The following is a 26,804-nucleotide window of genomic DNA, read 5'->3' as shown; positions in this document are numbered from 1 at the left end:
GGGTTCATTGTTGTTGTGACCTGCGTTGATAGTGGTGTTGTCGGGCTCGGTATTGGTGTTTTCGTCGCCAGAGTGACCAGCGGAGGGGGTCAGCGATGGCATGCAGTGGTGTGAGGACGAGGATCGTGAAGAGTTTGCGGAACTCGTTGACCGACAACCGGATCAGTCCAGGTTCTGAGGGTTGGGCCAGGCGTTCAGTGGCGGTATGCACGGCCAGGAAGGCGTGCGCAGCCATGACCAAGGTAATCCAGCGGTGCCAGGACGTCCACGTCCGCACTTGATGCTGATCCAGACCGGTCAGGCCTTTGCCGCTCTGGAACGATTCCTCGACCGTCCACCGCCGCCCGGCGACTCGGACGTACTGGTTCAGCGGCACCGGTGCCGGGCTGTAGCAGCGATAGAAGGCGAGCTCGCCGGAGCTATCGTTGCGCCGCACCAACACGTGACAGAGGCCAACATCGGGACGCTCGGTGGTCGCGATCAAGGCCCAGGAGTACCAGCGGTGTCCTTTGCTACCGGCGCCGGCAGACATCTTGTGCCAGGACCGCGGCGGTAGATTCTCAGCAAGGGCATCGACCCGGATCTTCCCGGCGGCTGTGGGGACCTGCCGATTGCATCCGACGGCCAGGACGTAGCCGATCTGTCTGTTGTGCAACGCTTTTCGTAGGTTCGGGTCTGCGCCGTACACTTCATCGCCAGCGACCCACGAGGCCGGAACGTCGGCGTCGAGGGCCGCCTCGACCAGCGTGGTTGCCAGGGCTGGTTTGGTAGCGAACTCGACCGTGTCAGGGACCCCGGCCTTGGTCCTTCGCTGCGGGTCGGTGGCCCAGGTGTGCTGCGGCAGGTACAGCGCTCGGTCGATCAGGGTGTGTCCGCGAGCGGCGGCGTAGGTCAGGTAGACCGCGACCTGACAGTTCTCCGTGCGTCCGGCGGTTCCGGTGTACTGGCGTTGTACCCCAACGGTGTTGGTGCCCTTCTTCAAGTCGCCGGTCTCATCAACGACAAGCACCGCATCAGGGTCGGCCAGGTGGTCGATGACATAGCTGCGAACGTCATCGCGGACCAGATCAGCGTCCCATTTAGCGCGGGACAGCAAGTGCTGCAGTCGGTCAGGGGTGCCATGGCCCGATAGTTCGGCGATAGTCCAGCAGTTCTTGGAACCTATATCGGCCAGCAAACCCAGCACCAGCGCACCGGCGTTGCGTCGTGCTTCGACCCGCGCGAACCGCGACGAGAACGACTCCAACAACCCATCCAGGCCCGCATGCCACCGCTCATGGTCTACCCTCAGTGCTGCGGTTGCCGCAGCTGATCTGGATGTCTTCACAAACTCGAGATCATGCCGCGGCAACCGCGCCTACCAGCGCAAACACGCCGAAACTACCTATCTACGGCTGTAGTACTAAGAAGTAAAGGTTTGGAGTCTGATTCACTGTCTGTTGAGAGGATCGCCGAAGAACTCAGACGATCAGGGAACGTTGGTGACGCCTTCGAAGACTTCGAGTTAGCAGTCGCGAAGGCATTCGAGTTACTGGGTTTTCGTGCGGAGCACCTTGGAGGAAAAGGGCGGACTGATGTCCTGCTTCAGGCGGAACTCTCGTCCTCAGAGCGCTACCGGGTGATCGTCGATGCTAAGTCCTCTGCATCAGGAGTGATTACGGACAACGCTGTAAAATTTGATGCGCTGAAGGATCATCTGAAAAAGCATCGAGCAGATTATGGGGTAGTAGTTGGACCCGACTTCGCCGGCAGGGTCAAAGAATGGGCCACGAATAATAAGTTCAATCTATTCACTATCGAGGATCTGATCGGGTTGGTGGAGCGGCAGCAGCACGCCCCTTTGACGGTTAATGAACTACGACAACTGTTCATGCACCCTGACGCGGATCTGTCGACAGTTGAAGATGCGTATGATCAAGCTGGCCAAACGAGTTTGCTTGTGGCAAAGATACTAGACATGCTCTATCAAGAAGCTAATGACGAAGATCCGATTGCAGATGGATACATGAGTCTCGAGAATCTGCACTTCGCGATACGGAAGGAATTAAGCCCGCGGCCGACGCGCGACTCGGTTGATAGCTGCCTTGACTTCTTGTCCAGTCATGTTGTCCGAGCGGTCGAGAGAAAGGCGGATCGGTATCGGATAATTGATAGTCCCTCCAATGTAGCGCGCAGGCTTAGTGTTATCGGGTCCAATGTTTCGGGGCTAATAGTCAAAGGTATATGAAGGGGGTGCATTCTGTCGTTTTTGACGAATGCGGAGGATGCGATGACTGTTTGCATTGCGGCTCGTTCGGAATTTAATGGGTGAACTACGTCCTTCTTGGGCCGATTGAGGCTCGTCCTGATTGGCGGGTCTTACCCATGTATAGATCGGCTGGGTGGCACTGGGTCGACCTGTCACACGCAATGGGGCCCTTCGACTTCTTTAAATGTTGCAGTACACAGGACTGCCAACGTTGACGCCTGGCAAGGTGCGTGACATGTCATCTGAGTTCGTCGTCCCGCCGGAATCCCCGTTTGCGCTGCTTGCCGCTGACGAGAAGCGGGCCTGGTTCGCGTACATGAAGCTCCAACTCAGACTGCGCTACGAGATGAACCGGCAACTGCAGGCCGACAGCGGGATCTCACTCGCGGATTTCGACGTACTCGTCGCGCTGACCAGCGAGACCGGGGGCCGGATGAGCGTTTCCGCCTTGTCGACACGGATCGGCTGGGAGCGCAGCCGGACGTCTCATCATGCCAAGCGGATGGCCGCTCGTGGCCTCGTTGAGATGAGTAGGTCCGAGCAAGACCGACGGGTCACCGAGGTGTCGCTGACCGAACACGGCTGGTCGACATTGCGAGACGCCTCGCCGGGCCATATCGGACTGGTCCGATCGTTGTTCTTCGAGAACGTGGACACCGATGAACTCGACACCCTCAGCACCACGATCGAAAAGATCTACGACACCGTGATCGAGAACGGCACCCTTCCGAGGCCCGTGGATCACCCCTGACCTCTAGCGGTTGACAGGTGCGGCCCGCGGAGGCACATTTAGGTGACTTATCACGTAATGCCGGAGGAGACCTCGTGCCGTACACGATCATCGAACTGATGGAAGCCAACCTGCTCGGGGTGTTCGGGGAAAGAGATGACAGCAAACGCGAGGCGAAAGCTGCCGAAATCTACTCTGAGGACGTCACTTTCGCCGACCCCGAGGGCGTGGCCAGGGGACGCGAGGCGCTGACCGCGAAGGCGAAAGAACTACTCGACGGCGCACCCGGATTCGTCTTCTCCGCGGATGGACCAGTGCTACAGACGCAGGATCTCGGTCACCTCGCGTGGACGTTCGGGCCCGCGGGAGAGCCTCCGGTCGCGAGCGGCATCGACATCGCGATCGTCAGGGATGGCCAGATCGTCTCGGTGCACACACTGTTGAAGTAGCCCGCACCGCAGGACTTGGGTCGTTGTGGCGGCGCCCACCTGACCTTTCGCTCGCCAGAACGACCCATTTTCGGGGGCGGGGGTCACCGTTTCGGCTTGCGTGGGCCTTTGCCGGGGATCTTCCCGGCGGCTTCTCTGGAAGCGCGCTTGGCGGCGGCCTTCTCTTTGGCCGATCGTTTTGGTGCAGGTTCGGACTGACCCCGCGACGACGTCGCCTTGCGTCCGCGCACGATGCCGATGAACTCCTCGGCGAGCTCAGATGTCGGGGCCGGCCACAGCAGGCCCACCGCTCCGGTCGGGGCGTCGGTCACCGGGCGATAGGCAAGGTCTTTGCGGTGGTGCAGTCGGGCCAGGGACTGCGGGACCAGCACGAGGCCGGTGCCCGCTGCGACGAGTTCGATTGCGTCGGCGGTGGTTTCCGGTCGATGTTCCACGGCGGTTCCCGGCCGTTGCCCGACCACCAATGGTTCGTCGAGTGGCCACAGGAGTTGTTCGTCCGCCAGATCGCCGATGGAAATTTCATCGACCGCGGTGAAGACGTGGTCTTTCGGCACGACCACGACCGTCGTTTCCTGATAGAGCTCGATGGTGTGGTGTGGCCCCGGGTCGCGGTGACCCAGGGCATCGGGCAGCCGGGTGATCGCCATCTGTATCCGCCCGTCGCGGATGGCATCGGCGCATGCGTCGACGTCGATCGGGACGAGTTCGAGCCGTACCCGCGGGAGGCGTTCGCTCCAGGTCCGTGCCCACTTTCCAGGTGTCACGCCGGGTACAAACGCCAGCTGAAACGACGAGGCATTACCAGGCGCGGTCACGCCCACAGGCTACCGGCCGATAGTCTCGGCATATGAGTTCGCAGTCGATGAAGCCGGCCACCGCCGCCAAGAAGTTGGACGTGTACCTGCCGGCGACGCCCGCCGAGTTCCAGGAGGGCGTCATCACCCGTGCCGAACTCGAAGCCCTGCAAGCGGATCCGCCGACCTGGCTGCGTGATCTGCGCGTCAACGGACCCCACCCGAAAAACCTGGTGGCGATGAAACTCGGTATCTCGAAGGGCGCGCTGGTGCGGCACGACGTCACCGAGGCACTGACCACCGCACAGATCAACGAACTGCTGTCCGAGATGCCGGAGTGGCTCGAGGCCGAGCGTGCCACCGCGATCGCGGTTCGCGCCGAAGCAGTCGCCGAGAAGTCGGCGCCTCCTGCCGACCGGCCGCGTTCGCGCAAGCGCCGATAACCGCCCGATAGTGGTGGCTTGTGGCGAGCCCGACCTGGGCAAACGCTCGCCACAACCCACCAAGATCGGGTCTAGAAGCTGGCTTCGACAGGTGCAGGCGGAAGGGTGACGACCTGACCGGCGTAGCTCAGGCCCGCGCCGAAGCCGAGTAGCAGCGCGGTCTGGCCGCCCTTGGCCTTACCCGACACCAGCATCTCCTCGATGGCCAAGGGGATCGACGCCGCCGAGGTGTTACCGGTGGTCTCGATGTCGTTGGCGACCGGAACATCGTCGGCCAAACCGAGGTTGGCTTTCATCAACGTGTTGATGCGGGCATTGGCCTGGTGGGGGATGAAGACCTCGATGTCTTCTTTGGACACCCCGGAACGTTCGATCACACTCGACAGCGCCTTTGGCAGAGTGATTGCAGCCCAACGGAATACGCGGGTACCCTGCATCTCCACCACCATGCGTCCCACCGGCTCTGTCTCGGGATCCTTGGACTGGAAGGCTTCGGCGCGGTCCATGTATTCGGGGATGTCGTAGTTCTGGGAGATCGCGTCGCTGTTCTCGCCGTCGCTGCCCCAGACGGTCGGTGAGATGCCGTTCTCCTCGCTCGGTCCGACGACCACGGCCCCCGCGCCGTCGCCGAAGATGAAGGCGGTGTTGCGGTCGGTCGGTTCCATGACCACGGACATCGTCTCGACCCCGACGACGAGGACGTACTCGGCGGAGCCTGCGCGGATCATGTCGGTGGCCAGTCCGAGCCCGTACCCGAATCCGCCGCAACCCGACGCCACGTCGAACGCCGGGATGCCGTTGATCCCGAGGTCCAATGCGACCACCGGTCCGCCGTGTGGAATCTTCGTCTTCCAGCTGCCGGTGGCCAAGATGATCGCGCCGATCTGCTCGCGATCGATGCCGCTGTTCTTGATGGCCCGCTCGCCGGCGGCCACTGCCATCGATCGCGCGGTCTCGTCACCGCTGATCCAGCGACGGCTGCGGATACCGCTGCGCTCGAAGATCCATTCATCGGAGGAGTCGAGTACTTCGCACACCTCGGCATTGCTGACGACCCGTTGCGGTCGGTAGGCGCCGATGCCGAGCATGGAGACGTTGAGGTGTCCCGTGGTTGTCGCAATGTTCATGGTTGTATAGCCGACCCTTCGATCTGATCACCAGAAATTCATCAGCCCAGGACGTTACGCCTGTGACGTTGTCAGACCCAGCAGGCGGTCGGCGCGGGGGACGACTACATTTCACTCGCGACGGGGCTGTGCGCCCAGGCCCGCACTTGCCCCCTCGATGGGCATTCCTGGCTGATATGGCGGGGCACCATCCGTATTTCATGCGATTCACCGCACATGAACAGCGGCGGAGTGATTAAGTTATTGCGTGAAACACGTCTATCGCGGTCAAATTTTTCATATCTCCGGATCACCGAAAGTGACCGCGGCCCACGAGGCGCTCGTCTTTGTCGAGGACGGCGCACTCGTGGTCGACGAGAACGGTGTCGTCGCCTGGTGTGGTGAGTTCTCCCAGCTCCCAACCGAACACGAGCACTCGTCTGTGGTCGACTACCGCCCGGGGTTCATCCTTCCGGGCTTCGTCGACACCCATATCCACTTTCCGCAGACCTATGCAGGTGACTCCTACGGCGGTGGCCAGCTGCTGGAGTGGTTGGAGCGCTGTATCTTCCCGTCCGAGTCGAAGTTCGGCGACCCGGACTTCGGATCGATGGCGGCAGTCGAGTTCACCAACCAGCGGGTGCGGGCCGGGACGACGGCCGCGATGGTCTTCGGATCGGCGTTCCCCCACGCCCAAGACGCGCTGTTCGAAGAAACCAAGCGTCGCGGCTTGCGGCTCGTGAGCGGCCGCGGGATCCAAACCCGCGGACCGGGTTCGGCTGACCCTCTGATCACGAGTGAAGAGAAGGCCATCGAGCTGACCGCCGCGGAGGTGGACAAGTGGCACGCCGCCGACACCGGTGACGTCGACACGGCCCTGCTGCACGTCGCGCTGGTGCCGCGGTTCTCCCTCTCGGTCACCCCGGCAACGTTCGTGGCATTGGGGGAGCTGTACAAGGATCTGCGGTCCAAGGGCGTGTATGTCCACACCCACCTCAACGAGAACAACCGCCCCGGCACCGGTGAGGTCGACGCGACCAAGGCCGATTACCAGGTCAACTCGTACCTCGACACGTATGACGGCAAGTTCCTGCCCGGCTCGAAGGTCGGCGGCGAGTCCCTGCTCGGGCCGCGCACGATCATGGCGCATTCCGTGCATTGCCAGGACGGCGAGCTCGCCCGCATGGCCGAGACGGGCACCTCGATCTCGCACTGCCCGGTCTCTCAGTTGTTCCTCGGATCGGGCACCATGCCATGGCTGCGCACGGTGGCGTCGGGCGTCAACATCTCACTCGGTACCGATCACGGTGGCGGCGACGAATGGCTCATCTCGCGGGTCGCCAATGACGCGTTCAAACAGCACATCACCGAGCCCGGCGACGCCGGCGTGTCGATGCATCCAGCGGAGATGCTGTTCGTGTCCACCCTCGCCGGCGCACGGGCACTCGACCAGGAAAACCGGTTCGGCAACTTCGACACCGGCAAGGAAGCCGATTTCATCGTCATCGACCCCGAGCAGTGGCCTGCGCTGAACAACGCCGTCACGCATGGCGCCCGCGCCGACGATGCCGACATGGCCAGGGATCAGATCCTGTTCGCGCTCCTCATGCAGCTCCGCGAGCCCGCGATCACCTCGGTGTATGTCCAGGGTCGCAAGATCGAGGACTGACGCCGGAGACAAAGCGGAGCGGAGCTCGACCAGTGGGGCTGGAGACGAAGCGGAGCGGAGCTCGACCAGTGGGGCCGGAGACGGAGTGAAGCGGAGCTCGACAGGTGGGTGACACCGATGCCCGGTGAGCTGAGCGAGGCAACAGTTCTGGTCGCCTTTCATCCGGCACCCCATGCCGACTTCGTAGCGTGGGTCGAGGAGATCAGGACCGCGGTCGCGGTTATGCCGGGTTTCCTGCACCTGGCGGCCGCCGAACACCTACAGCAGGCGGTCTCGCTCTCGTTCACCGATGAAGAGGCGCTGCAGACCTGGCTGGATTCACCCGGCTGGTCCGCACTCCTCGCGGCGGGAACTCGAAACGGGATCCGTCGCGAGTTCAGCGACCTCGTCACCGTCGACGGCGAGGAGCCACCGATGGGCGTCGGCGTCTTCGTGCATCGGGTGGAACCGGCAAATCTCGCCGGGTTCACCGAGGCCCAGCGCAAGCTGATGGCTCTCAGTGCGGTGGCACCGGGTTTCGAGTACTCCGTTCTCATCGGGCCGAGGCTTGCCGAACCCGGCATCGAGGAGTGGACTGCGGTCGTCAAATTCCGCAACGACAGTCTGCTGGCGGGCTGGCGCGAATCACCGGTGCGCGCGGAAGTGCTCGGCGAACTCCGTTCCAACCTCGAGCAGGAGTTCTCGGAGTCGTTCGAGACCAACTCCTTCGGCTCGATCGTGCGGGTCACCGATGGAAAGTCCGCGTCCACCCCCGAATGGAAAGTCGGGATGATGGTGCTGCTGGTGCTCTACCCGACCGTGATGATCCTGTCCCGGTTCATCGGACCGTCGTTCGACGACTGGGGCGCCGAGCCGTGGCTGTCGATGTGGATGAGTCAGATCCTGTCGGTGTCGCTGCTGACGTATGTGTTGATGCCTGCGGCCACCTGGGTGTTCGCGTTCTGGCTCGACCCCGAACGCGGCTCCTCGGTGAAGATGTCGCTTGTCGGCGCCGTAGTCGTTGCGGCCCTCTACGTTGCAACACTGGCGATCTTTGCGTCTGTGCGGTGGCTGCAGTTCTGGGATTACGCCTGAGGCGGGTGATACCTGTTCACACAAGACGCCGACAAGGGAGGTCAGTCGACCTCTGGGCCGGGTTCGTCAATGATCCGGTCTACGAGTTCTTCGGACAGCTTCTCGTCGGGCGCGACCGCCACGGGAAACTCGGGTTGCTCTTCGAGCGGCACGTCGGGCTCTTCCTCGGCGATCTTCGCCTCGAGTGATTCGCCCTCGAGTTCTTCTCGGGGCGTGGTCCCGAAGCTATCGGCCTCGCTCCAGTCCTCTGGTGGATCGGTGACGTCGTCGTCTGCGCCGGTGCGCTGTTCGTCGGGGTCGAGGCTCTCGCTCGGGTTCAGGGTGTCGCCGGGGCCGTCTTCGATACTCATTGCCGCAGCGTGCCCGAATGGAATGCGCTCGAAACACCCCTGACGCGTCGACCGCCTGCGCGCAACCGGACGGGCGGCACGAAGTCGCCATTCGCCGGTGTCAGCAGTCACAGCCGGTGTGACAGTATGGAGGGGTCGGTTTAGACGAAGCCGCGCCCGCGCGCTGGCACATCTGGATGCTGAAGTGCTTTTGCACCGACGAAGTTAGGGGTCTTCAATGGCGCCGAATAACAAAATACCGAGTTCTGTCACAGGTACTGCCGATGTCGCTGGCGATGGCCTGACCATAGCCGCAGTGGGGCACGGCGACATCTCAGTGCTCACGGTGTGGGGAAGTATTGATCTGTTGACCGTTCCGCAGCTGACGACAGCTGTCGAGGACGCGGTCTCCGCGCAGCCTGCAGGCCTGATCATCGATCTCACCTACACCGACTTCCTCTCGTCCGTCGGAATGTCCACACTGGTGCGGGCGCAGGAAGCGATCGGAACGGAACGGCGGTTCGCAGTCGTTGCCGACGGCCCGTCGACGTCGCGTCCGATCAAGTTGGTGGGATTGGACCGAACTCTGGCGTTGTACGCGACGATGGACTCGGCACTGGCCGACATGACCGCCGCGGAGCGGCCCGAGCATGAAGGTCGTGCCACCGCGTAGGTGCACAGTTGGAACGGTGAAAGGCGATGGCGTGATCGAAGGCAGTAACACAGGCATTCATCTGACCATCGCGAATCTTGTCCGAGACATGCATGATTCGTTGAAAAGCAACGATCTGGATGCAATTCTCACCTCGATCACCGCCGGGGCCGTCGAGTTCGTCGATGGCGCGCAGTATGCGGGGATCATCCTGGTCGACAAAAAGAAGAAGACGACCGAATCGGTGGCCGTTACCGATCCGATTGTCGAGCTCCTCGATGACATACAGACGCGCGTCGGCGAGGGCCCGTGCCTGGAGGCAGCGTGGGAACACGACACCGTGCGTCTCAACGACTTCCGGGATGAGCCGCGGTGGCCCGCGTTTGTCGCGGAAACCCTTGCGCGGACGTCGGTGGTGTCGAGCCTGAGCTTCGAGCTCCACAGCAGCGACAGCACTCTCGGGGCGCTCAATCTCTTCTCCGAGCATGAGAATGCGTTCTCGGCCGAGGCCGAAGAGGTGGGCCGGGTCTATGCGACGCATGCCGCGCTGGTCCTGCAACGCGCACGCGAGAAGGAGCACTTCCACAGCGCTCTCGCCAGTCGCGATGTGATCGGGCAGGCCAAAGGCATCATCATGGAACGTTTCGACATCGACAGCATCGCCGCCTTCGAACTGATGCGGAGGTTGTCGCAGGACACCAACACCCCGGTGGTGGAGCTGGCGAGGCAGCTCGTGCGACGCGACCAGCCACGGGATGGTCAACCCGGCAAGAAGTGACCCGGCGAGTCCATCGTGCGGTCCGGCGGGTGACCGGTGGCCTGGAATACGACGCGGTGACCGATGAGGACCGCATGATCCGCGAAGCGTTCGTAGTAGCGGCCCAGCAGGGTCACGTCGACTCCCGCGCCGATTCCGTGCTCCCATGTCCGGTCGGTCAGCACGGTGAACAGGTGCTCGTGGAGCGCATCCATCGCATCGTCGTCGACTTGCAGGCGGCGGGCGTCGTCCACGTTTTGACTGGTCAGCGCCGCAGCGGCGTTACCTGCCATGGCGACGGCCAGTGCACCCATATCTGCGAAATAACCTTCGACCTCCGGCGGCAACGCGTGCATCGGATGCCTGCGGCGCGCGACTTTGGCAACGTGCAGGGCAAGGGCGCCCATGCGGTCGATGTCGGCGACGACCTGGAACGTTGTGACGATGGATCGGAGATCGCCGGCGACCGGTGCCTGGCGCGCGAGCAAACCGAAAGCGCGTTCCTCGGCCACCGCTGACATTCGTTGGATGTGTTCGTGATCGCTGATGACCTGCTCCGCCACAGCGAGATTCGCGGAGAGGAGCGCATCCGTAGACCGCTCCATCGCGATCCCCGATAGTTCACACAGGCGCGCGAGCAGCGTGTTCAGCTCGGACATCTGCGCGTAATAGGCAGTTCGCATCGCTCAGCCGTGCCGCGTCGAGACAATAGAGGCCGTGGTCAATACTGCTCCCTGGGTATGTGTACGTCTGCCGGTCAACGCGGGTTTACCCAGGACAGGGGCCTTCTACACCTGATGTGGGTATCGTTTGACGATGGCACTCGACGACGCGACCATGGCGCTGCTGGCCGAGTTGGGCAAGGACGCCGGCCCGCCCATCCATGAACTCTCCATCGAAGAAGCCCGCGCCGTCGGTGGCGCGCTGGCCGGTCTGAGCGGCGCCGGTCCCGATCTGCACGCGGTCCGCGACGACACCGTCCCCGCGGACGACGGATACCCGATTCCGGTGCGGGTCTTCATCCCCTCCGAGACCTCCAGTGGAGTCATGGTCTACTTCCACGGCGGCGGGTGGGTGATAGGTTCGATGGCGCACTACGACACCTTGGCGCGAAAGCTCGCCGCCGAGACGAATTGCATTGTGGTGCTGCCGGATTACCGGCTCGCTCCGGAGTACGCGTATCCGACTGCCGCCCGGGATGCCTGGGATGTGACGAACTGGACCGCGGCGAGTTGGCCGACCGAGCCGTTGATCGTCGCGGGCGACAGCGCGGGGGGCAACCTCGCCGCCGTGGTCGCCCAGCAAGCAGTGGCCCGGGGTGGACCCGCCATGGTCTTACAGATCCTGTGCTACCCCGTGACCGATCACCACCTCGACACCGTCAGCTATCTCGATCCCGCGAACCAACTACTGCTGGACCGCGACCTGATGAGCTGGTTCTGGGACCTCTACGCACCCGATCCGGCCACAAGGGCGAATCCGGATGCCTCACCGCTGCAAGGCGTTCTGGCCGGAACGCCGAGAGCGCTGGTGCTCCTGGCCGAGCACGATGTCCTGCGCGACGAGGGGGAGGCGTATGCCAGGGCGCTCGCCGACTCGGGAGTTCCCGTGACAATGACCATCTTTGACGGCCAGATGCACGGGTTCTTCCAGCTGGTCAATGTGCTCCCGGGCGCAGAACTGGCGGTGCGCGCGGTCGGGAACGAGGTGCGTTCGGTGATCGGTGGCCCCGTGGTCGACATGCAACCACCTTCTGTGTGACCTACAGTGGCCTGCAGCGGAACGCGTCCACAACTGACTTGATGTCGACACGCGTCTCGCGAGGAGCCACCCATGTCAACCCCGTCATTTGCTGTCCCCATCGTGGATATCTCGCCCTACGTCGGAGACGGTGGCGATGCGGCCCGCGCCGAGGTCGCGGCTCACATCGACACCGCTTGCTCCGAGGTCGGATTCATCCAGATCCTGGGCCACGGCATCCCTGAGACCGTTCTCGACGATTTCACCGCAGCCATGGACGCTTTCTTCGCGCTGCCACTGGAGACGAAGAAGAATTACCGCACGCCGCCCCGGATCAACCGTGGATACGCTCCGCCGAAGACGGAGTCGCTGTCGCTGAGCCTGGGCATCGAATCAGCGAACCGGATGAATGACTTCTTCGAGGCTTTCAACGTCGGTGTGCGCGCCCAGGACTATCCGGACCACGCCCTGCCGCCTGAGGACTACGCCGAAAACCTCTGGCCTGCAGAGGTATCAGGCTTTCGGTCAGGAGTCGCGGGGTACTTCACCGAGGCCGCCAGGGTGGCTCGCACGCTGACGCGGATCTTTGCGGACGCACTGGACCTCGGCCCACGGTACTTCGACGAGTTCACCGACCACTCACTCGATGTGCTCAGGATGAACAACTACGCTCTGCCGCCCGGCGAGATCGAGATCGACGGTGAGTTGACCGGGATGGGTGCGCACACCGACTACGGCATCGTCACGGTGCTCTGGGCCGATCAGGTCGCGGGCCTACAGGTCCTCGGACATGACGGCAGCTGGAACGATGTATCGCCGGTCGATGGTGCGCTTCTGGTCAATCTCGGTGATCTGATGGCGCGGTGGACGAATGAGCGGTGGATGTCGACCGTGCATCGGGTGAAGCCGCCTATCGTCGATGGCAGCATCAAACGGCGTAGGTCGGCAGCCTACTTCCATGACGGCAACATCGACGCGACCATTGCGACGCTTCCCTCGTGTGTGGGAGCGGGCAGCAAGTACCCACCCGTGACCGTCGCCGATCACATCGCCGGAAAATTGGCGGGATCCCGTGCGGGGGTGGCCAATTCTTTCGCGCAGCGAGAGGCCGAGCGGGTCAGGGCCGCTGCCGCCGACGCCTGATCGGTCAGAGCCACTCGCGACGCTTGAAAACGAGGTACAGCGTCGTCACGGTCACCACGATGATGATGGAACTGGTGATGAACCCGCCGCTGTGATCGAAACCCGGGAACGGGACATTCTGGCCGTAGAAGCCGGTGACGGCGGTCGGCACCGCGATGATCGCCGCCCATCCGGTGAGTTTCTTCATCACCGTGTTGAGCCGGGCGTCCTGGAGGGACAGGTTTGTCTCGAAGAGTGAGGTGATCATGTCGCGTAGGGATTCGGTCCACTCGGTGGCTCGCAGAACGTGGTCGTAGAGGTCGGTGAAGTTGGGGTCGAGTTCACTGGGTGCCTTGTTCTCGAGTCGGCTGCGCTGAATCATCGACACCACTTCGCGCATCGGCATCACCACGCGGCGCAGCGCCACCAGATCCTTGCGGAGTTGGTAGGTGCGCTGCTGGAGTTCACTGCCCCTGCGTCTCTCGTCGAACAGCAGGCTTTCCAGATCCTCGATGCTGTCGTCGAGCTCTTGCACGGCATCGAAGTGTCCGTCGACCACCACATCGAGCAGGCCGTGGGTCAGTGCGCCGACGCCGTGTTGCTGGCCACCCATCTGATCCCAGCGCTCGAGCACCTGGTTCATGTCGAACTCGTCGGACAAGCGGACCGTGATCAGCGCATTGTGCTTGATGAACATGGAGATCCGGTGCGTGTGGATCGCGTCGCCACGCTGTGGCTCGCCGGCATCTGGATCCACGTCGACCGCGTAGACGGTGATGAACTTGTGCGTCGGGTACGACGTCGCCTTCACCCGTTCGGCGGCTGCGAGGGCGTCTTCTACCGCGAAGGTGTTCAAGTCGAGTTCAGAGGCGAGCTCAGTCAGTGCCTCGTGGCTGGGATTGACCAGGTCAGCCCACACGAGAAGGTCGTTGTCGTCGATGCAGTCGGAGACCATGCCCAGGTTGAAATCGTCCTGTAATTCGCCATGTCGCCAGATGCGGCCCTGCACTTTTTCGATCACCGTCCCATGGTGCCACCGGATGCGCCTTCGAGCCCTACCTCGGGTGTGTACCCAGCCCTGGCCGCTCGCCCGGGGCAGTGCCGTCCTCCCGATCGGCAGGCGCCAAACCGCATCGAAAGAATGCCACATATCTTTTGGAGTTCACCGAGCATTCGAGTCTCCTGTCTGCTAAGGCGGCAGCCTGAGACACGGTAGGTTCATGAAAGAGCGGCGAGCGCAGGAGCATTCGTAGCCCTTGCGAGTTTGGATGGGGCGATTCTCGGATCTGGTCTCAATGTACATGTTTTGATGAATATTGCCGATACATCGACATTTGACAGTGATATTTAATCGTTGACATTGACTATTTTTAAGTGTTCAATTCGAATCAGCGGCCTGTAGTGACGCAAAGTACCCAACCCTGGGAAAGTCATGACAGTTCAAGCAATTCAGGCTCGCGGGGTCTCCTCAATTTGCTCGGATGGACGTGAACGGTGGCTGGCCGACCGACGGCGCAGTTATTGATCTCCTGAGCACAGATTGGCGTGGTTGCTGCATGCGACGAGCCCTGCAAGTTCATCGATTCTCTGAATCAAACCGCCGAAGACTCGGCATGCAATCTATGACCGCCGCGTCGGTTCTCGCGCTGTGTCTGGCGGGCTCCGTGATCGGGAACGGCCCCGCGTCTGCGGCGCCGTTGAACCCGGGCCTGGCCACAGCGGGCAGTTTCGGGGTGCTCGCAGCGGCGTCCATCACGAACACCGGCGCCACCACGGTCACCGGTGATATCGGCACGTCGCCGGGTACCGCGATCGACGGCGGCATCGGCTACAGCGGCGAGCGGTATTCCGCAGGCCCAGTGGCTTTGCTCGCGCAGAACGACGCGCGGACCGCCTACACAAACCTTGCCGGCCAAGAGCCGAAGCAGGCGAAGCCCACCGAACTGGGCGGTTTGACGCTGAAATCGGGCGTCTACAACAACGCCACCAGCTTCCAGATCACCGGGACACTCACCCTCGACGCCGAGGGCGACCCCAACAAGGTCTTCGTCTTCCAGGCCGGAACCTCGACTCTGATCACCGCATCCGGTAGCACCGTGTCGATGATCAATGGCGCGCAGGCGTGCAACGTCTTCTGGCAGGTCGGCACCTCGGCCACCCTAGGAACCGATTCGGTCTTCGTCGGCAACCTGCTGGCCCAGGCCTCCATCGCGGCGCAGTCGCGAGCGGTCATCGACGGACGACTGATAGCGCTCGGGGCAGGCGTCACCCTCGACACCAACACGATCACCCGGTCGGCGTGTGTGACGGGGCCGACGACAACGACGACCGTCCCGACGACGACGGTGCCGACCACCACGACTCCCCCCACCACGTCGACGACGGTTCCGACCGTTGTCACCCCGCCGGGTCCGGTGATCCCGGGGCTTCCGAGTATTCCGGGACTGCCCAGTATTCCGGGGCTCCCGGGTCAGCCAGGCGGACCGGGTCAGCCAGGAGGACCAGGTACGCCGGGTCAGCCGGGTACTCCGGGAGCACCGGGAGCACCGGGAGCACCGGGAGCACCGGGAACCCCGGGTCAGCCGGGCACCCCGGGTCAGCCGGGAACTCCGGGTCAGCCGGGCACACCTGAAGGGCCGGGCGAAGAAGGACCCCAAGGACAGGGTGGTGGCAAGGAAGGACCGATCACCACGCCGCAGGCTCCGTCTCCGGGCAACCAGGTTCCTGATGTACCCCGCGGATCGGTCGACACCGGTGACGGCAGTACAGCACTCAGTGCCTCATGGTCTCGGCAGTTGAGCTTCGCCGTCTCGACGTCGGCATAGTGACATTGCTCCAGGTCCCCGTCGCCCGCACCGGGCGGCGGGGACGTCGGCAACTATTGGCGCTCTGCGCCGCGCTCGCCGCGATGTCGTTGCTGCTCATCGGCTGTGGCGGCCAGGAGCAGCTCACGGGTAGTGCGCCGGCGCCGACCTCACAGAACCCCGCAGCCGCGGCGTCGACCTCGTCCTCGTCGCGGATCGACATCCCGAAGCCCGCCGCATTGATCAAGTCCACTCCCACACGTATCGAGATCCCCTCCATCGGAGTGGATTCGACGTTGATGGGACTCGGGCTCGATCAGACCGGTGCCATGCAGGTGCCGCCCGGTGGATTTCCCGCCGGTTGGTACACCGGTGCCCCGACCCCCGGTGAAGACGGCCCCGCTGTCATTGCCGGACACGTGGATTGGGACGGTGAGCCGGGCGTCTTCTTCGACCTCCGCAACGTGGACGAGGGTGCCGCGATCTCCGTCACCCGACAAGACGGCACCGTCGCGCAGTTCGAGGTCATTCGGGTGTCCGCATTCGCCAAGGCTGAGTTCCCGACCGAACTGATCTACGGCAGTCTCGACTACCCGGGTCTGCGTCTGATCACCTGCGGTGGTTCGTACAACGAGGGCGCGGACAGCTACGACGACAACATCGTTGCGTTCGCCACGCTGATCGGAAGCGACTGAGGTTTGGTCGTTCTCCGTCGACTGTCAGTGGTCGACGGAGAAGCCTGACCGGATTGCGTGTCGTTCGGAGGCGAGTTCGACGAGGCGATCGATCAGTGCGGGGTAGCTCAATCCGGAGGCTTCCCAGAGTTTGGGGTACATCGATGCCGGGGTGAAACCGGGAATTGTATTGACCTCGTTAAGGAGCCAGCCGCGGCCGCCTTCTTCGTAGAAGAAGTCGACCCGGGCCATGCCCGAGCACCGCAGCGTGCTGAAGATGCTGGCCGCGAGTTCCCGGGCCCGATCGGACTCCGCGGGAGGCAGGTCGGCCGGGATCACCAGCGCCGCAGCGCCGTTGACGTACTTGTCTGCGTAATCGTAGAACTCTGATCCCGGTCGGATCTCGCCGGCGACAGACGCCTCGGGGAAGAGGTTGCCGAGCACTGCGACCTCGACCTCGCGGGCGGTCACGGCTTCCTCGATCACCAACACCTCGTCGTACCGCAGTGCGAACTCGATGGCCTCGGCGAGTTCGGCGGCGTCGTGTGCCTTCGAGATACCAACGGAAGAACCGAGATTGGCCGGTTTGACGAACACGGGCAAGCCCAGTTCGGCGATGGTGCGCTCGACGAGCGGGGCGGTCTCGCCGGTACCGGCGCGGTACTCGATCCATCGGCATTGGGGAATACCGGCATGGGCGGCAACGATTTTGGCCATTGCCTTGTCCATGCACAGCGCCGACGAGAGCACGCCACTGCCCACATAGGGCACACCGGCCAGCTCCAGCATTCCCTGGACGGTTCCGTCCTCACCGTGCGGGCCGTGCAGCAGCGGTAGCACGACCGTGGGCCGGTCGCCCTCCCCGGCGATCTCCACCAACGGCTCCACCTCGGTGCCCTCGGGTTCGAGGGAGTCGGGCAACGCGGGTGTCGTCTCGGCGAGTGCGGCGATCGCCTTGTCGTTGCGGATCCACGTCCCGCCGGTGGTGATGCCCACCGGGATCAGCTCGTACTTGGTCCGGTCGGCGGCGGCGAGCACGTGAGCTGCGGTGACGCACGACACATCGTGTTCGGCGGACACACCGCCGAAGAGGACAAGGAGCCGCAGACGGCCATCACGAGCGGGTTCTGACATGGGCGACACGATACCCACCCGGTGTGAGCGGTAGCGTCGACGCGTGCGATTCAAGGCGAGCGACGTGGTAGCGGCAACCGGTGGTTCTCTGGTCGGCCCGGATCGGGACATCGACGGTGCGAGTATCGACTCGCGCAGCGTCCGGCCGGGGCAGCTGTTCGTGCCGATCGTCGCCGAGCGCGACGGCCACGACTTCATCCCCAAGGCCCTGGAACAGGGCGCAACGGCCTTCTTGACCGATCGCAGCGGTATCGATCGCGGCGACGACGTGGCCGCGATCGAGGTCCCCGACACCGCGCTCGCCCTCGCCGACCTGGGGCGGGCCGCGCGCAACCGCCTGGGCGGACCTGTTGTGGGGGTCACCGGATCGGTCGGAAAGACCTCCACCAAGGATCTGCTGGCCGGTGTCCTGGCGACCACCCTGAAGACGACGGCGAACGAACGGTCCTTCAACAACGAACTGGGTCTGCCGTTGACCCTGCTGGGCGCCGCAGACGACACCGAGGCGGTCGTCGTCGAGATGGGCGCTCGAGGAGTAGGGCACATCGCGCTGCTGTGCGACATCGCCCGTCCGACGGTCGGCATCGTGACCAGAGTGGAAGGTGTGCACCTCGAGTTGTTCGGCGATCTCGAGTCGGTCGCGCGAGCCAAAGGTGAGTTGATCGAGGCCGTGCCGGACGACGGTCTCGCGGTGCTCAACGCCGACCATCCGGTGGTCGCCGCGATGGCATCCCGGACGAGCGCCCGGGTGCTGCGGTTCGGATTGTCGGCTGATGCCGACGTTCGTGCCGAGAACATCAGCATGGACGACGAGCTCCGAGCCAGCTTCTCGTTGCGTACCCCGTGGGGTTCGGCAGAGGTGAACCTCGCCGCCCGCGGGGAACACCAGGTGGCCAATGCGCTCGCCGCGGCGGCAGCGGCCGGGGGCATCGGAGTCGGTGTCGAGGCGATAGCGGCAGGCCTGGCCGGCGCCGCCATCTCCGGACTCCGCATGGAATTGACCAGGACCGCCGGGGGTGTGCTCGTCCTCAACGACGCGTACAACGCCAACCCGACGTCCATGGCGGCGGCGCTGGACTCACTCGCCGCCCTTGCCGCCGGTCGGCGGATCGCGGTCTTGGGTGTGATGGCCGAACTCGGCGCATCCGCGCCCGCCGAGCACCTCGCCATCACGACCCGGGCCCGGGAGCTCGGGATCGACGTGATCGCGGTCGGCACGGATGACTACGGCCCGGACGCGGTGCACGTCGCGGATGTCGACGAGGCCGTTGCCGCCTTGTCCGATCTGCACACCGGAGATGCGGTGCTGGTCAAGGGTTCCCGTGTCGCGGCCTTGGAGCGGGTCGCCGCTGCGCTCGCAGGGGCCTGACCCGACGATGACGCCCGGTCCAGCCGCGAATGCTCCCGGGCGCCGCACCGACTCCCTGACCGGGATACGCGCGCTGGCGATGATGCTGGTGTGCGCAACACATGCCGGTTTCTGGACCGGCAAGTACACCGACGACTTCGAGGGCTGGTTTTTTGCGCGACTCGAGGTCGGGGTTGCGATCTTCTTCGTGTTGTCGGGCTACCTGCTGTTCTCGCCCTGGGTGCGGGCACTGCGCGAGGATGGTCCGAAACCGGATGTGCAGCAGTACTTCTGGCATCGTGCACGGCGAATCCTGCCGGCCTACTGGCTGACGGTTCTCGGGGTGTACCTGATCTTCCTGTGGCGCGAGGACACCTCGACCCTCGGGCACGGCGTCGGCGGATTGCTGCGCAATCTCACGCTCACGCAGATCTATGGGTTCGGTCACCTGCACTCCGGGCTGACCCAGACGTGGTCGCTGGCAACCGAGGTCGTCTTCTATCTGCTGCTGCCGGTGTTCGCCTGGTTGATCTGCCGGGTGATCTGCCGCGGGCGGTGGCGACCGGGCCGGATGATCGCCGCGGTGTCAGTGCTGATGTTGATCACCCCTGCCTGGGCGGTCCTCACCCACGAGTCAGCAGGCATCGACATCACGGCGCGGCTCTGGGCACCGGCATTCCTGGCCTGGTTCGCAGGCGGCATGTTGCTGGCGATCCTCGCGCAACTCGTACGCAGCTGGCATCCATTGCTGTCGATCCTGGTGGCGATCTTCGCGTTCCAGATCTCGTGCACCTCGCTGGCGGGCGAGCCGACGATCACGCCGAACTCGATGTCGGCGACCATCATCAAATCTGTGCTCTACCTCGTCATCGGCTTCTGTCTGATCGCACCGCTTGCCATCGGTCCGGCGGGTAATTGGTGGGACAAGGCGATGTCGCGGCCGGTCGTGGTGTGGTTCGGGGAGATCTCATACGAGTTCTTCCTGGTGCACGTCATCGTGATGGAACTCGTCATGGACCTGCTCGACTACCCGATCTTCACCGGTTCGGTGGTCGGGGTGTTCATCGTCACGGTTGTGCTGTCGACGCCGGTCGCCTGGGCGCTGCATCGGGTCACGGCACCGCTCTGGCATCGCAAAACGGCCCCGGTCGCCGCTGTCCGGTAATACTGGATGAAAGCCCCATTTTCGGAGGACCCCATGGCCCAGCACTCTGCATCCACCACCGGCGGCGGCGCCGCGCAGATCCGCGGGTGGTGCGATCGGGCGAGGATGCCGGGTAAGCACCCCGATCTCTCGGACCCCGCGGCCATCCTGATCGCCTCCGGCTTTCTCTCGGACCAGGCCCGCGCGGTCCTGGTCCGGCGCAGCACCGCCGGACTCCCCGTGCCCGCCATCGGCGGATTCGGTGAGCTCCGCAGGCTCCAGCGGGAGATCGGTCAGCTCGAGGACCAGCTGCGCAACCCACGGCTGCCCAAGGTCGCAGCCATCATCGTGAAGTCGCGGGTCGTGGCCCTCGGGCGCCGGCGCGACAGCGCACGCAATCTGGTGACCGCGTCCAAGCCAGTCTTCGCCGGATCGGTTCGGGGCATCCGGCGGGAACGTCGCGAAGGCCTGCATCTCGACTTCAGCGAGCGCGAGCGGTTGTTCAACGGTTTGCTGTTCACACCTGCGCCGAACAGTCTCGACGGCAACTACCTGCGCCGCGCCGGTGCGATGGCGGCGAGCACGGCGGCAGGAGTACTCGGACAGTTGTCAGACGGACGTTCGCGCGCCGGGCAGTGGGTCGCGGATAAAGCGGCGGTCATCGACGGCTCTGACGTCGAGGGCACGTCGACTGCGAAGTTCGTCGACGGCTACGAGACCATGCTCTACATCGCAGGCAACGCCTATGACCGGATCGTCCGCTCGCCGGCCTGGCGCAGCGATCATTTCGCGGTCCAGCGGTCGCAGATCAACGTGCACGCCGAATTGGCCGAGATCGCGGCCGACGTGATCAACCTTCGCACCGTCCGGATCGAGCTGGACCGGGTCCGCATCGTCGCGGACTCCGATGCCCGTCTGGCCGAGCAGTTGCGCTCGCGGGAGGCCGAACTGCGACCGGTGTGGTCGCAGCTGATCGATCGGGTCGGCGCGCTGTGGGACGTCGCCGACGCCGTTGCCGCGGCCGCGCAGGAACTGCAGATACTCGACCAGGTGAACTACGCCGGGACAATCGATCTCAGGATCGACCAGCTGATCGCGAGGTCGGGGGAGCGGGAGATGTCCGCCGAGAACACGCGCCGGTTGGGTGAGCAGCTGGGCGCCGGCCGATCTCACCTCCGTGACTACCGAAATATCTTGCAGGGCAATGTCACCGGCATTCTCGGAGAGCCCGTTGAGAACTCGGTCCCGCCGGCTCCTGCTCGGGGTAGGCCGCAGCTGAGCAAAGAGACGGAAGGCTGACGGGTTCAGTCTCGGCGCCACTGCTGTAGATAGCCCTTTTCCAGGTCGGTGAGTCGCCGCAGGCTCTGCTTCTCGATGTCGACCACCGCCATCTGGGTGCTCGCCACGCATGCGGGCCTGGAGTCCGGCGCCGCGCCCGCGCCACGGATCTCGTAACCGATCGTGAAGTCCACAGAACGAAAACCTTTGATCCACATGGCGATAGCCACAGGACTATCGGTGTGGCGGAGTTGTGCCTGATACCTGACCTCCACGGTCACGATCATCGCGCTCTTGATCAACGGCGCATACTGCTCGCCGGCGCTGATGAGCCAGGCCACCCGCGCTTCTTCCATCAGGGTGATCATGCGGGCGTGGTTGATGTGGCCGAAGGCGTCCATGTCCGACCATCGCACCGGTACCTGGGCGACAAACGCGAAAGAATCCCCGGAGGAAGCGTCTGTCCTGTTTTGCATATGCCGGATTCTCCATGTTCGTTGGCGGATGTCGGGGTGTGTACGCTCGAGATTAGCCTCCTGTCCTGGGCCTTTGCGACATCGGGCAACGTAGTCGGACTGTGGGCGAACCGGACGTCGTCTGTGAGTTGGGTAAGAAGACTTTCCCTCCGATCCTTACCGTCGGTACCCTTCGCGCTCGTACTCACCTAGTAATCCAGGAGACCATTTGATGCCGCGTTCCCCAGGCGTGTTCCGAGTGCTCGGCACGTTCGTCGCGTGTGGAGCGATGCTCGTATCAGGCGCGGGTGTCGCCCTCGCCGAACCCACGCCCCGGACGGCGCAGATCGAGAAGACCACCGAGGTGTCGCCGCAGCGCCACGACTTGATCGTCTCCTCGCCCGCCATGGGCGGCAAGGTTCAGATCAGTGTGCTCAGCCCCGCCGATCTGAGTTATTCGCGCGGCACGCTCTACCTGCTCGACGGAGCCGGAGCCGAGGACAAGGTCAGCGACTGGCTCACCAAGGGCGGCGCCGAGGACTACTTCGCCGACAAGGACGTCACCGTGGTCCTGCCGTCGGGCAAGGGTGCGTTCTACACCAACTGGCAGCAGCGTGACGCGGCGGTCGGCAAACCGCAGTGGGAAACATTCCTCACCAAGGAACTGCCGCCCCTGATCAACTCCGCGTTCAACGGCAACGGCAACAACGCGGTCGCCGGGCTGTCGATGGGCGGACAGGCCGCGTACGCCTTGGCCTCGCGGCATCCTGGCCTCTACACGGGGGCGGGATCGCTCAGTGGGTGCCCTCCGGTGACGGGGCTGGCGAACGAAGGCTACGTGCGGACGACCATGGCCAAAGACGGCGGCGACGCGACCAACATGTGGGGTCCTTTCGGATCGTCGGGCTGGGCGGCACACGATCCCTCGAAGCGTCTCGACGCACTCCGGGGCAAGAACCTCTACATCTCGGCGGGGTCGGGACTTCCCGGACCGCTGGACCAGACGACCGAACTCGACGACGGCATGAGCCGGGAGCAGACGATCGCCGCCGGCGCCGCACTCGAGATCGGTGCCTACCGCTGCTCGGTGGAGTTCGCCGTGGTGATGCGGGCCCACGGGGTCGACGCGACGGAGAACTTCCACCTCATCGGCACCCACGCCTGGCCGTACTGGGCCGAGGACCTCAAGGCCATGTACCCGGTGCTCGCCAGGGGTTTGTAGGACTTCGCTCGCCGCACCCCGGCGCTCGGGTAGGTTCCCAGATCGGGGCGGCGACGAGAGCAAGGACTTCTTGGTGAGACGAGGACCGCGCGCCGTGCGCCGGCTGGGCGTCGCCGCGTTTGTGGCAGTGGCGATGGTTTCGGGTTCGTTCGCACCGGCGGCGGCACATCCGGTGGCCGCATCCGTCGACCGCGTCGACGTCGTCGGTCCGCAGCGTCACGACCTGCTGATCAATTCACCTGCGATGGGCCACCCGGTCCGGATCACCGTGCTCTTGCCGCGGACCTCGCAGGCGCGCGGCAATCTCTACCTCCTCGACGGCGGTGGTAGAAAAACCGGCGTCAGCGACTGGATCAACGAGGCGGACGCGGAGAAGTTCTTCTCCGACAAGAACGTCAACGTGGTGCTGCCCGCCGGTCAGGGTGCGTTCTATACCGATTGGGAGCGCACCGACCCGGCCTTCGGCCGCCCGCGGTGGGAGACCTTCCTCGCCGACGAACTGCCACCGCTGATCGACGAGGTCTACGACGGCAACGGAAACAACGCGATTGCCGGGCTGTCGATGGGCGGGCAGGCCGCCTACACCCTCGCGACCCGCAACCCGGACCGCTACACCGGGGTGGGTTCGGTGAGCGGCTGCCCGCCGACGACAGGCACCGGCAACGAGGCGCAGATTCGCGCAGTCGTCGCGAGGGACGGTGGTGACGCGTCCAACATGTGGGGTGGCTGGGGCGGCCAGGGATGGGTGGACCACGACCCGGCGCGCCGACTCGACGCACTTCGCGACATGAACATCTTCATCGCCGCCGGATCCGGCGTACCCGGACCGCTGGACCAGAAGACACGCCTGGATCCCGGGCGCAGCCGCCTCGAGAAGATCGCGACGGGGTCGGTGCTCGAAATCGGGGCGCGTGAGTGCTCGGAGAAGTTCGCCGAGCTCATGCGTGCCGACGGTCTCCGGCCCACCGAGCACTTCCGCTCGATAGGTACCCACGCGTGGCCTTACTGGGCCGAGGATCTGAAGGTGATGTACCCGGTGCTCGCCAGAGGTTTGTAGGCGTCCCAGATCCTCGCCGGGTGGGTGGACGGGTCTAGCGGGCGACGCGAGCTTCCGCGAAATCCAGGAACGTGTTGTTCTCGTGCGCCTCGGTCACCGTCACCCGAGCGCCCTCGCCGGCGAACGGCCGGATGATGACCCCGGCCTCGGTGGCGTCGCGCGCGAAAGCGAGCGCGTCCTCGCCGAGATCGAGCCAGATGAAGTTGGCCTGACTCGGCGGGACCGAGTACCCGGCCTGCCGCAGACGTCCGGTGACGCGCTCACGCTCGACCGCTATCGCGTCGGTGCGGGCGAGGAGTTCGGGCGCGGCATGCAGGCTGGCGATTGCCGCGGCCTGGGCCAACGAGTTGACGCTGAACGGGACGTGGACCTTCAGCAGCGCGTTGGTCACCGCCGGATCTGCGACCGCGTAACCCACCCGCAGCCCGGCGAGTCCGTAGGCCTTGGAGAACGTCCTCAGCACGACCAGGTTCGGGTACCGGCGGGTGAGCTCGATCGCGTCGAACCGCTGCGCCTCAGAGGGCCTCAGATACTCGACGTAGGCCTCGTCCAACGCGACCAGCACATCGGCGGGAACTCTTGCGAGAAAGGCTTCCAGGGCGTCGGCATCGACCACTGTGCCCGTGGGGTTGTTCGGGTTGCACACGAAGATCAGCCGGGTGCGATCGGTGATCGCGTCGGCCATCGCGGGCAGGTCGTGGACGCGACCGTCGGTCAGCGGCACCTGAACGGGGGTGGCGCCCGCCACCCGGGTCGCGAGCGGGTAGGTCTCGAACGAGCGCCACGCGAAGAGGACCTCGTCGCCGGGCCGCGTCGCGATGGTGATCAGGTTCTGACACAACGTGACCGACCCGCACCCGGTCTGCACGTTCTCCGGCGCGACGTCGAGGTGCTTGGCGAGCTCACTCGTCAGCTCGACTGCGCCGTTGTCGGGGTAGCGATTGATCGCGGCGGCCGCCTCGGCGATCGCCGTCGCGACGCTGGGCAACGGACCGAAGGTCGTCTCGTTGCTGGCCAGCTTCAGCGCGCCGGGGATGTTCTTGCCGGGTACGTAGGCCGGGACGTCGGCGAGGTCGGGGCGGATGTGCGGTGTCACCTGACCCAATCTAGGCCACGCCAAAAGGCCCGCGACAAGCCGGTTTGCTCCGGCCGCTATCTGCTGTGTACTGTTTTGCTTCGGCAGTTCGAAAGGACTCCACCAGGAGGCGTGCCAGAGCGGCCGAATGGGACTCACTGCTAATGAGTTGTCTCGCTAAAACGAGACCGGAGGTTCAAATCCTCTCGCCTCCGCCAGAGCACCAGCCTGACGAAAATTTAAAAGCACGCGCCCGTAGCTCAACGGATAGAGCACCTGACTACGGATCAGGAGGTTAGGGGTTCGAATCCCTTCGGGCGCACAAAAGTACGGTCCGGATCTGCACTCACGTGCGGTCCGGGCCGTATTTCTTTGGTCGGTCACGACACCGGTGAGGTATTTTCGGTGTGTGAGGCATACGCAGTGCACCCAAGGTATGGCGTTCGCGCCGACGCTGTGGGTCCTGCCGCATCCGGGCACCAATGGCTACCTGTCGACGTGGGGTGCTGTTCTTGCGGGTTATCCGCCGCGAGAGCGCTGACTTCTTCCGCCAGTCCAATCGAGACCGCGCCTCTGAGCTATTTTTAGCGCAGCCGTCAACACGATCGAGTCCTCAACGCGCTACCGTCGCTCGATCGCGGATCGCACTGAGCATCCTGGTAACGGTTCTCGTCAACATGGAACGATCCGAGGAGAATTCCCATGCGTGACAACAGCAATCGACCCGGGCGCCTCGCACTCTTCGCGCGTGGCTCCTGGGCTGAGACGTCCCGTGTATCGAGCATCCTGCGCAAAGAGACCGTCGGTGGCGCGTTGCTGCTGGTGGCGACCGTGATTGCCCTGGTGTGGGCCAACTCTCCCTGGTCGGAGGCGTACACGAGTCTCGGGGAGTTGAAGGTCGGTACCGACGCCTTGGGTGTGCACCTGGATCTTTCGCTCGAGACGTGGGCTGCCGATGGCCTGTTGGCGATCTTCTTCTTTGTCGTCGGTCTCGAACTCAAACGGGAGTTCGTCGCCGGTGATCTGCGTGATCCTGCCCGTGCGGCGCTACCGATTGCTGCTGCGGTCGGCGGCATGATCGTGCCGGCGGTGATTTTCGTTGCGTTCACCGCTCATGTCGGGGACGGCGCCATGAAGGGCTGGGCAATTCCTACGGCCACCGATATCGCTTTCGCCGTCGCTGTTCTCGCTGTCATCTCGACCCACCTGCCTGCTGCCTTGCGCACGTTCCTGCTCACGTTGGCGGTGGTCGATGATCTGTTGGCGATCACCGTGATCGCGGTGTTCTACACCGAGGACATCAATCTGACCGCGCTGGCGGTGGCCGCCGTGCCGCTGGCGTTGTTCGCGTTCTGCGTGCAACGCCGGATTCGCTCGTGGTGGCTGTTGATTCCTCTGGCCACGTTGACGTGGGTGTTCGTGCACGAGTCCGGCGTGCACGCGACGGTCGCCGGAGTTCTCCTCGGCTTCACCGTTCCGGTGCTGCGCAGTAAAGCCGCC

Annotated in this window: 27 protein-coding genes, 2 tRNA genes and 1 pseudogene; 21 read left to right on the top strand and 9 right to left on the bottom strand. The window is 64.2% G+C overall.

Annotation, left to right across the window (positions count from 1 at the left end; genetic code table 11):
- Window positions 1–4: 4 nt before the first annotated feature.
- The gene (locus BFL43_RS02340; RefSeq protein ID WP_084889687.1) at window positions 5–1,246 is read right to left on the bottom strand and encodes an IS701 family transposase; all 1,242 of its coding nucleotides are present in this window, start codon (window positions 1,244–1,246) and stop codon (window positions 5–7) included.
- A 171-nt stretch (window positions 1,247–1,417) separates the two neighbouring features.
- On the opposite strand from BFL43_RS02340, the gene BFL43_RS02335 reads away from it, so the two are divergent.
- The 3 genes from BFL43_RS02335 (at window position 1,418) to BFL43_RS02325 (ending at window position 3,427) form a co-directional block, all read left to right on the top strand.
- Window positions 1,418–2,227, top strand: a complete 810-nt coding sequence (locus tag BFL43_RS02335) for a restriction endonuclease (RefSeq protein ID WP_168176506.1) — start codon at window positions 1,418–1,420, stop codon at window positions 2,225–2,227.
- 256 nt (window positions 2,228–2,483) lie between these two features.
- Complete coding sequence (locus BFL43_RS02330) at window positions 2,484–2,999, top strand: MarR family winged helix-turn-helix transcriptional regulator (RefSeq protein WP_084890421.1); 516 nt, start codon at window positions 2,484–2,486, stop codon at window positions 2,997–2,999.
- A gap of 74 nt (window positions 3,000–3,073) precedes the next feature.
- Window positions 3,074–3,427, top strand: coding sequence for a nuclear transport factor 2 family protein (locus tag BFL43_RS02325; protein ID WP_084890412.1), 354 nt, complete (start codon window positions 3,074–3,076; stop codon window positions 3,425–3,427).
- An 83-nt stretch (window positions 3,428–3,510) separates the two neighbouring features.
- Here BFL43_RS02325 and BFL43_RS02320 read toward each other — a convergent pair whose 3' ends face one another.
- Complete coding sequence (locus BFL43_RS02320; RefSeq protein ID WP_084890410.1) at window positions 3,511–4,248, bottom strand: LysR substrate-binding domain-containing protein; 738 nt, start codon at window positions 4,246–4,248, stop codon at window positions 3,511–3,513.
- Between the two features lie 41 nt (window positions 4,249–4,289).
- On the opposite strand from BFL43_RS02320, the gene BFL43_RS02315 reads away from it, so the two are divergent.
- The gene (locus tag BFL43_RS02315) at window positions 4,290–4,664 is read left to right on the top strand and encodes a DUF5997 family protein (RefSeq protein ID WP_084890419.1); all 375 of its coding nucleotides are present in this window, start codon (window positions 4,290–4,292) and stop codon (window positions 4,662–4,664) included.
- Window positions 4,665–4,735: 71 nt separating this feature from the next.
- Here BFL43_RS02315 and BFL43_RS02310 read toward each other — a convergent pair whose 3' ends face one another.
- Complete coding sequence (locus BFL43_RS02310) at window positions 4,736–5,791, bottom strand: beta-ketoacyl-ACP synthase 3 (RefSeq protein ID WP_084890408.1); 1,056 nt, start codon at window positions 5,789–5,791, stop codon at window positions 4,736–4,738.
- A gap of 247 nt (window positions 5,792–6,038) precedes the next feature.
- Here BFL43_RS02310 and BFL43_RS02305 point away from each other — a divergent pair, with 247 nt between their 5' ends.
- Both BFL43_RS02305 and BFL43_RS02300 read left to right on the top strand, forming a co-directional pair.
- Window positions 6,039–7,439 (top strand): guanine deaminase, encoded by a 1,401-nt coding sequence (locus tag BFL43_RS02305; RefSeq protein ID WP_084890406.1) that lies wholly within the window; start codon window positions 6,039–6,041, stop codon window positions 7,437–7,439.
- Between the two features lie 117 nt (window positions 7,440–7,556).
- Window positions 7,557–8,513 carry a hypothetical protein gene (locus BFL43_RS02300; RefSeq protein ID WP_084890404.1) on the top strand — a complete coding sequence of 319 codons (957 nt, stop codon included), beginning with the start codon at window positions 7,557–7,559 and terminating at the stop codon, window positions 8,511–8,513.
- A 44-nt stretch (window positions 8,514–8,557) separates the two neighbouring features.
- Here BFL43_RS02300 and BFL43_RS02295 read toward each other — a convergent pair.
- A pseudogene (locus BFL43_RS02295) lies at window positions 8,558–8,863 on the bottom strand (hypothetical protein); the annotation flags it as partial.
- A gap of 295 nt (window positions 8,864–9,158) precedes the next feature.
- Here BFL43_RS02295 and BFL43_RS02290 point away from each other — a divergent pair.
- The gene (locus tag BFL43_RS02290) at window positions 9,159–9,515 is read left to right on the top strand and encodes an STAS domain-containing protein (RefSeq protein ID WP_240498009.1); all 357 of its coding nucleotides are present in this window, start codon (window positions 9,159–9,161) and stop codon (window positions 9,513–9,515) included.
- Window positions 9,516–9,546: 31 nt separating this feature from the next.
- Window positions 9,547–10,272, top strand: coding sequence for a GAF and ANTAR domain-containing protein (locus BFL43_RS02285; RefSeq protein WP_240498008.1), 726 nt, complete (start codon window positions 9,547–9,549; stop codon window positions 10,270–10,272).
- On the opposite strand, the gene phoU is transcribed toward BFL43_RS02285, so the two are convergent.
- Window positions 10,254–10,934: a phosphate signaling complex protein PhoU gene (gene phoU / locus BFL43_RS02280; RefSeq protein ID WP_084890396.1), complete on the bottom strand. Its 681-nt coding sequence runs from the start codon at window positions 10,932–10,934 to the stop codon at window positions 10,254–10,256. The two genes, BFL43_RS02285 and phoU, sit on opposite strands and share 19 nt — an antisense overlap.
- Window positions 10,935–11,067: 133 nt before the next feature.
- Between phoU and BFL43_RS02275 the strand changes: the two genes are divergently transcribed.
- Together BFL43_RS02275 and BFL43_RS02270 are read left to right on the top strand one after the other, a co-directional pair.
- On the top strand, window positions 11,068–12,012 hold the full coding sequence (locus BFL43_RS02275; protein WP_084890394.1) for an alpha/beta hydrolase: 945 nt from the start codon (window positions 11,068–11,070) through the stop codon (window positions 12,010–12,012).
- A 72-nt stretch (window positions 12,013–12,084) separates the two neighbouring features.
- On the top strand, window positions 12,085–13,134 hold the full coding sequence (locus BFL43_RS02270) for a 2-oxoglutarate and iron-dependent oxygenase domain-containing protein (protein ID WP_084890393.1): 1,050 nt from the start codon (window positions 12,085–12,087) through the stop codon (window positions 13,132–13,134).
- 4 nt (window positions 13,135–13,138) lie between these two features.
- Here the strand turns inward: BFL43_RS02270 and BFL43_RS02265 are convergent, their stop codons facing one another.
- On the bottom strand, window positions 13,139–14,134 hold the full coding sequence (locus BFL43_RS02265; protein ID WP_240498007.1) for a magnesium transporter CorA family protein: 996 nt from the start codon (window positions 14,132–14,134) through the stop codon (window positions 13,139–13,141).
- A gap of 592 nt (window positions 14,135–14,726) precedes the next feature.
- Here BFL43_RS02265 and BFL43_RS02260 point away from each other — a divergent pair.
- Together BFL43_RS02260 and BFL43_RS02255 are read left to right on the top strand one after the other, a co-directional pair.
- Window positions 14,727–15,938, top strand: a complete 1,212-nt coding sequence (locus BFL43_RS02260; protein WP_240498006.1) for an ice-binding family protein — start codon at window positions 14,727–14,729, stop codon at window positions 15,936–15,938.
- Complete coding sequence (locus BFL43_RS02255) at window positions 15,896–16,612, top strand: class F sortase (RefSeq protein WP_084890387.1); 717 nt, start codon at window positions 15,896–15,898, stop codon at window positions 16,610–16,612. The genes BFL43_RS02260 and BFL43_RS02255 overlap by 43 nt, the downstream gene beginning before the upstream one ends.
- 24 nt (window positions 16,613–16,636) lie before the next feature.
- Here the strand turns inward: BFL43_RS02255 and BFL43_RS02250 are convergent, their stop codons facing one another.
- Window positions 16,637–17,725 carry a D-alanine--D-alanine ligase family protein gene (locus BFL43_RS02250; protein WP_084890417.1) on the bottom strand — a complete coding sequence of 363 codons (1,089 nt, stop codon included), beginning with the start codon at window positions 17,723–17,725 and terminating at the stop codon, window positions 16,637–16,639.
- 43 nt (window positions 17,726–17,768) lie between these two features.
- Here BFL43_RS02250 and murF point away from each other — a divergent pair, with 43 nt between their 5' ends.
- The 3 genes from murF to BFL43_RS02235 are packed head-to-tail and all read left to right on the top strand — an operon-like array spanning window position 17,769 to window position 21,516.
- A complete protein-coding gene (gene murF, locus BFL43_RS02245) occupies window positions 17,769–19,094 on the top strand; it encodes a UDP-N-acetylmuramoyl-tripeptide--D-alanyl-D-alanine ligase (protein WP_084890385.1) in 1,326 nt (441 codons plus the stop codon).
- Between the two features lie 7 nt (window positions 19,095–19,101).
- Window positions 19,102–20,238, top strand: coding sequence for an acyltransferase (locus tag BFL43_RS02240; protein ID WP_084890383.1), 1,137 nt, complete (start codon window positions 19,102–19,104; stop codon window positions 20,236–20,238).
- A gap of 33 nt (window positions 20,239–20,271) precedes the next feature.
- Window positions 20,272–21,516 carry a hypothetical protein gene (locus BFL43_RS02235; RefSeq protein WP_084890381.1) on the top strand — a complete coding sequence of 415 codons (1,245 nt, stop codon included), beginning with the start codon at window positions 20,272–20,274 and terminating at the stop codon, window positions 21,514–21,516.
- Window positions 21,517–21,521: 5 nt separating this feature from the next.
- Here BFL43_RS02235 and BFL43_RS02230 read toward each other — a convergent pair whose 3' ends face one another.
- The gene (locus BFL43_RS02230) at window positions 21,522–21,971 is read right to left on the bottom strand and encodes a thioesterase family protein (RefSeq protein WP_084890379.1); all 450 of its coding nucleotides are present in this window, start codon (window positions 21,969–21,971) and stop codon (window positions 21,522–21,524) included.
- Between the two features lie 268 nt (window positions 21,972–22,239).
- On the opposite strand from BFL43_RS02230, the gene BFL43_RS02225 reads away from it, so the two are divergent.
- Together BFL43_RS02225 and BFL43_RS02220 are read left to right on the top strand one after the other, a co-directional pair.
- Window positions 22,240–23,172 (top strand): alpha/beta hydrolase family protein, encoded by a 933-nt coding sequence (locus BFL43_RS02225; RefSeq protein WP_143695033.1) that lies wholly within the window; start codon window positions 22,240–22,242, stop codon window positions 23,170–23,172.
- Between the two features lie 73 nt (window positions 23,173–23,245).
- Window positions 23,246–24,229 carry an alpha/beta hydrolase family protein gene (locus BFL43_RS02220; RefSeq protein WP_240498005.1) on the top strand — a complete coding sequence of 328 codons (984 nt, stop codon included), beginning with the start codon at window positions 23,246–23,248 and terminating at the stop codon, window positions 24,227–24,229.
- A gap of 34 nt (window positions 24,230–24,263) precedes the next feature.
- Here the strand turns inward: BFL43_RS02220 and hisC are convergent, their stop codons facing one another.
- Entirely contained in the window at window positions 24,264–25,325 is a 1,062-nt protein-coding gene (gene hisC / locus BFL43_RS02215) for a histidinol-phosphate transaminase (RefSeq protein WP_084890375.1), read from the bottom strand.
- A 105-nt stretch (window positions 25,326–25,430) separates the two neighbouring features.
- On the opposite strand from hisC, the gene BFL43_RS02210 reads away from it, so the two are divergent.
- The 4 genes from BFL43_RS02210 to BFL43_RS02200 form a co-directional block, all read left to right on the top strand.
- Window positions 25,431–25,522: transfer RNA gene (locus tag BFL43_RS02210), tRNA-Ser, on the top strand.
- Between the two features lie 31 nt (window positions 25,523–25,553).
- A tRNA-Arg gene (locus BFL43_RS02205) sits at window positions 25,554–25,626 on the top strand.
- Between the two features lie 87 nt (window positions 25,627–25,713).
- A complete protein-coding gene (locus BFL43_RS29705; protein ID WP_272874196.1) occupies window positions 25,714–25,845 on the top strand; it encodes a hypothetical protein in 132 nt (43 codons plus the stop codon).
- A 161-nt stretch (window positions 25,846–26,006) separates the two neighbouring features.
- Window positions 26,007–26,804: Na+/H+ antiporter NhaA (locus BFL43_RS02200; RefSeq protein ID WP_206186598.1), on the top strand; the 798-nt coding region annotated here is incomplete at its 3' end.

Source organism: Williamsia sp. 1135, assembly GCF_002095395.1.
Lineage (GTDB): Bacteria > Actinomycetota > Actinomycetes > Mycobacteriales > Mycobacteriaceae > Williamsia.
The sequence above is the reverse complement of the archived record's forward strand: the minus strand, read 5'-3'. Positions and strand labels throughout refer to the sequence as shown.